The sequence below is a fragment of the Acinetobacter sp. UBA3025 genome (genome assembly GCF_002367915.1).
In the GTDB taxonomy this organism is placed as follows: domain Bacteria; phylum Pseudomonadota; class Gammaproteobacteria; order Pseudomonadales; family Moraxellaceae; genus Acinetobacter.
This window is the reverse complement of record NZ_DFDO01000037.1, coordinates 1-3,465: the sequence shown is the minus strand read 5'-3', so window position 1 is coordinate 3,465 and position 3,465 is coordinate 1. Positions and strand designations below refer to the sequence as shown.

3 protein-coding genes and 2 pseudogenes are annotated in these 3,465 nt (G+C 43.5%); 1 reads left to right on the top strand and 4 read right to left on the bottom strand.

Annotated elements, in window-relative coordinates; all coding sequences use genetic code 11:
* The 3 genes and pseudogenes from B4J23_RS01570 to mazG all read right to left on the bottom strand — a co-directional run.
* Positions 1-464, bottom strand: a pseudogene (locus B4J23_RS01570) (polynucleotide adenylyltransferase PcnB); the annotation flags it as partial.
* Between the two features lie 136 nt (positions 465-600).
* Complete coding sequence (locus B4J23_RS01565) at positions 601-1,029, bottom strand: ComEA family DNA-binding protein (RefSeq protein WP_291358557.1); 429 nt, start codon at positions 1,027-1,029, stop codon at positions 601-603.
* The gene (mazG, locus tag B4J23_RS01560; protein WP_291358555.1) at positions 989-1,801 is read right to left on the bottom strand and encodes a nucleoside triphosphate pyrophosphohydrolase; all 813 of its coding nucleotides are present in this window, start codon (positions 1,799-1,801) and stop codon (positions 989-991) included. The genes B4J23_RS01565 and mazG overlap by 41 nt, the downstream gene beginning before the upstream one ends.
* 89 nt (positions 1,802-1,890) lie before the next feature.
* On the opposite strand from mazG, the pseudogene B4J23_RS01555 reads away from it, so the two are divergent.
* A pseudogene (locus B4J23_RS01555) lies at positions 1,891-2,661 on the top strand (SDR family oxidoreductase).
* Positions 2,662-2,686: 25 nt separating this feature from the next.
* On the opposite strand, the gene B4J23_RS01550 reads toward B4J23_RS01555, so the two are convergent.
* A complete protein-coding gene (locus tag B4J23_RS01550; protein ID WP_291358559.1) occupies positions 2,687-3,286 on the bottom strand; it encodes a 4'-phosphopantetheinyl transferase family protein in 600 nt (199 codons plus the stop codon).
* Between the last annotated feature and the right edge of the window lie 179 nt (positions 3,287-3,465).

Below are 3,465 nucleotides of genomic sequence, written 5' to 3'. Positions count from 1 at the left end.
TGTTTAATATCATCTACTGCATTGCAAAAATCCAGCACGATACCTTTGCGTGGCTGGTAATACATGGCATTGATCGAAAAATCTCGACGAGCAAAATCCTGCTCAATGGTGCCCCAGTTATTATCGCGCAGGATCATCCCTGCTGCAGAGGTCACCGCTTTTTTAGGAGGCGCACGGAAAGTTGCCACTTCAACCAGTTCACGGCCCGAATAGACATGCGCCAGCTCGAAACGTCGTCCGATAATCCGACAACGCCGTCCGAACACTTCTTTAACCTGAGCTGGTGTAGCATTGGTCACTGCATCGAAATCTTTGGGATTTAAACCCAGCATCAGATCCCGGACACCACCACCTACGATATAAGCTTCATAGCCTGCCTTGGTTAAGGCATCAATCACATCGAGAATATAAGAAGGTAATTGAGCGGTTGATAAACCACATTTTGACGCGCGCAAAGTTTGCAAAAGACGCTGTCTCCTACGTCTGAACGTAAAATTCTAAGATGACGCTAATCATATCGCTTACACCGCTAAAGGGCAATTTGATTATGTCATTCTCATGGTTCAGATGGATGGCTTATTTACAATAAATTCAGCAGGGTTACAAAGCCAGCTTATCCTTGTTTTTGGCAAATAAGGCCGGTCCGATTCCTTTGACCTGTTGAATATCTTCAATTGTTTTAAATTTACCGTTTTTCTGCCGGTATTCAATGATCGCTTCCGCTTTCTTCTGCCCGATGCCATTTAACTGCTGTAACTGTTCAATACTGGCCTGGTTCAGACTGATTTTATCAGCAGCTGAAGAGGCGGATAATGCAGGTTTAGCCAGATAATGATTGTTTTCAGATACGGGGATAGCAGCAGCGATTTTCTTCTTCAGGCGTGCATCATGTTGCTGCTGACGTACTTTCCATTCTGCATAATCGGTTGCAGTTGCGTGTACTGTTCCAATTGAAGTATAGGCCAGCCAAATACCTAGCAGGACAGTATTAATCCATGCTGGACCTATGCGATGTTGTACTTTTTTCATGAGCGGCTCTTTGTTTTAATTCTAATTTGGCCTGTTCCCAGAGCTGATCCAATTCAGCCAATGACAGGCTTTCCAGATTGAGGTGCTGTTGTTCTGCCCGATCTTCCATCAGGGCAAAGCGAGTCCGGAATTTATGGATCGTGCCCAATAATGCCATCTCGCTTGAGACACCAAGTTTACGACCAACATTCACCAGTGAAAATAAGCAGTCTCCAAATTCTTCGAGTATTTCATCGGAATTTTGTCCAGCAACGGCTTCTTTGAGTTCAGCCAGTTCTTCTTCCAGCTTGCCATAGGCACCCGCGACATCTGGAAAGTCAAAGCCGATTTTGGCGACATTTTTCTGGATCTCATCCGCCTGTTGCAGTGCAGGTGCATGCTTAACCTCATCCAAACGAGAACGCGGCTTACCCTGTTTTTCTTTCTGCTTGATTTCTTTCCAGAGCACCGAGACATCTTCAGAGCTCAGCTGTGCAAACTGTTCAGCCTGAAATACATGCGGATGGCGTCGGATCAGTTTATCAGTAATGGCCTGCACCACATCCTGAAAATCAAAAGCGCCCTGCTCGCTATACATTTGTGACTGAAATACGACTTGTAAGAGCAAATCACCCAGTTCATCCCGCACCTCATCAGCTTGGCCAGAACGCACCGCTGCTTCGACTTCATAGGCTTCCTCAATCGCATATTTGGTCAGAGATTCGGGAGTCTGCTGCTGATCCCATGGACATTTTTCACGTAACTCACGCATGACTTGGAGTAATTGTTCCACTGTAAAACCTCTTCTTTACCAAATAGCCGCATTATTTTGCCTGTTTCTTGCTATGCTCAAGAAAAAAAGACAATAAGGAGATCAAGCACATGCACAGTATATTGATTAGTGGTGCAGCACAAGGAATTGGTGCCGCGACAGCTAAGCTATTTTACCAGCAAGGTTATAAAGTCGGAATTTATGATATTAATCATGAACAGGCAGAACAATTGGCCCAGCAACTCGGTGAACATGCCAAAGCCGGCTTTCTGGATGTAACCGATTATACTTCATAGGAAAGAGCCTTATCTGAATTCGCATCCTGGGCCGGTGAAATCAATATTCTGGTAAATAACGCCGGAATTTTATATTCCGGTCCTTTTGAAGAAACCAATATTACCGATCACCATCGCACCCTTGACGTGAATATCAAAGACGTCCTGAATGGATGTCATGCTGCTTTGCCCTATTTAAAGCAGACTTCCTTTGCCCGGGTCATTAACCTGTCTTCAGCCTCAGCGATTTATGGCCAAGCTGATCTGGCTTCTTATGCAACCAGCAAATTTGCAGTTCGTGGTTTGACTGAAGGCTTGGATATTGAATGGCAAAAATATGGCATTCGGGTATTCGATGTGATGCCGCTTTTTGTTAGCACTGCAATGGTGAAAGATATGCAGGCTGAAAGTATCAAAAAAATGGGCGTGCATCTAAAAGCTGAGGATGTAGCGCAGGATATTTTCAAACTGGCACAGCTAAAAGATTCAATTTGGCAAGTGACGCATCATCCGGTCGGATTCAAGAGTAAGTTTTTATTCCATTTATCTCGAATGAGTCCACAGTTCGTTAACCGGCTGAGTAATTTAATGATTGCCAAACAATAAGAAATATTTTGGGCTTAATCTACTTTTAAACAGCTTGATGAATCTGAATCGTTGGAAATCTTAGGCCTTTACAGGAATGCTCGCTTTGCCAGGCCACAGTGAGCATGCAACCCGCTAAGATATAGTTTTGATAGGCATAAATTCCAATTTCTGGATGTTCACAACGTCCTCCATCCTGATGTGGATGAATCTGGGTATTCAGCTCATTCAGGTTTATCCGGATTCCAAGTCCTGACGCTTTTAGGACCGCCTCCTTGGTGGTCCAGACTTTAAACCAGTATTCAGGATCATAACCCAATGCCTGCCACTGTTTCAGCTCTTCAGGATGAAAAGCATGTTGGGCTAAGGCTTCAAAACGTACATTTCGATTAAGTTCTTCGATATCGATCCCCAAATTCTGAAAACTTTTGCTTGTTGCTAATGCATAGAAGTTTTGGCTATGGGTATGATTAAAGCCAAAGTCTGGATGGGCCGGAAGATAGGGTTTGCCGTATTCGGTGGCAGCAAAATCTGAAGACTGGACCGGTCGATTGAGTTGTTTTGAAAGTAACTGATTACGATAGCCACAAATTAATTGTTTACGCTGCTGAATATAGGTTTTTCGATCTAAGTCTTGTAAATGCATAAGTCGTGGTGCCAGCGTGACCCAATCAATATGAATAATAGACTTCAAAAATAGTCGCCCTTATAAAAAATGTTACTTTTAGGCCCTTCAGTATAAATCAACCTGATTGCCTCTCTGACAAACAATAGGTAATATCTTAAAATACATTTTAATAAAACGGCGGATTCAAGCGGCAAGTG

Excerpts from the sequence above, each read along its gene's own strand:
- B4J23_RS01550 (WP_291358559.1), bottom strand. The coding sequence starts at position 3,286 with ATGCATTTACAAGACTTAGATCGAAAAACCTATATTCAGCAGCGTAAA.
- B4J23_RS01565 (WP_291358557.1), bottom strand. The coding sequence starts at position 1,029 with ATGAAAAAAGTACAACATCGCATAGGTCCAGCATGGATTAATACTGTC.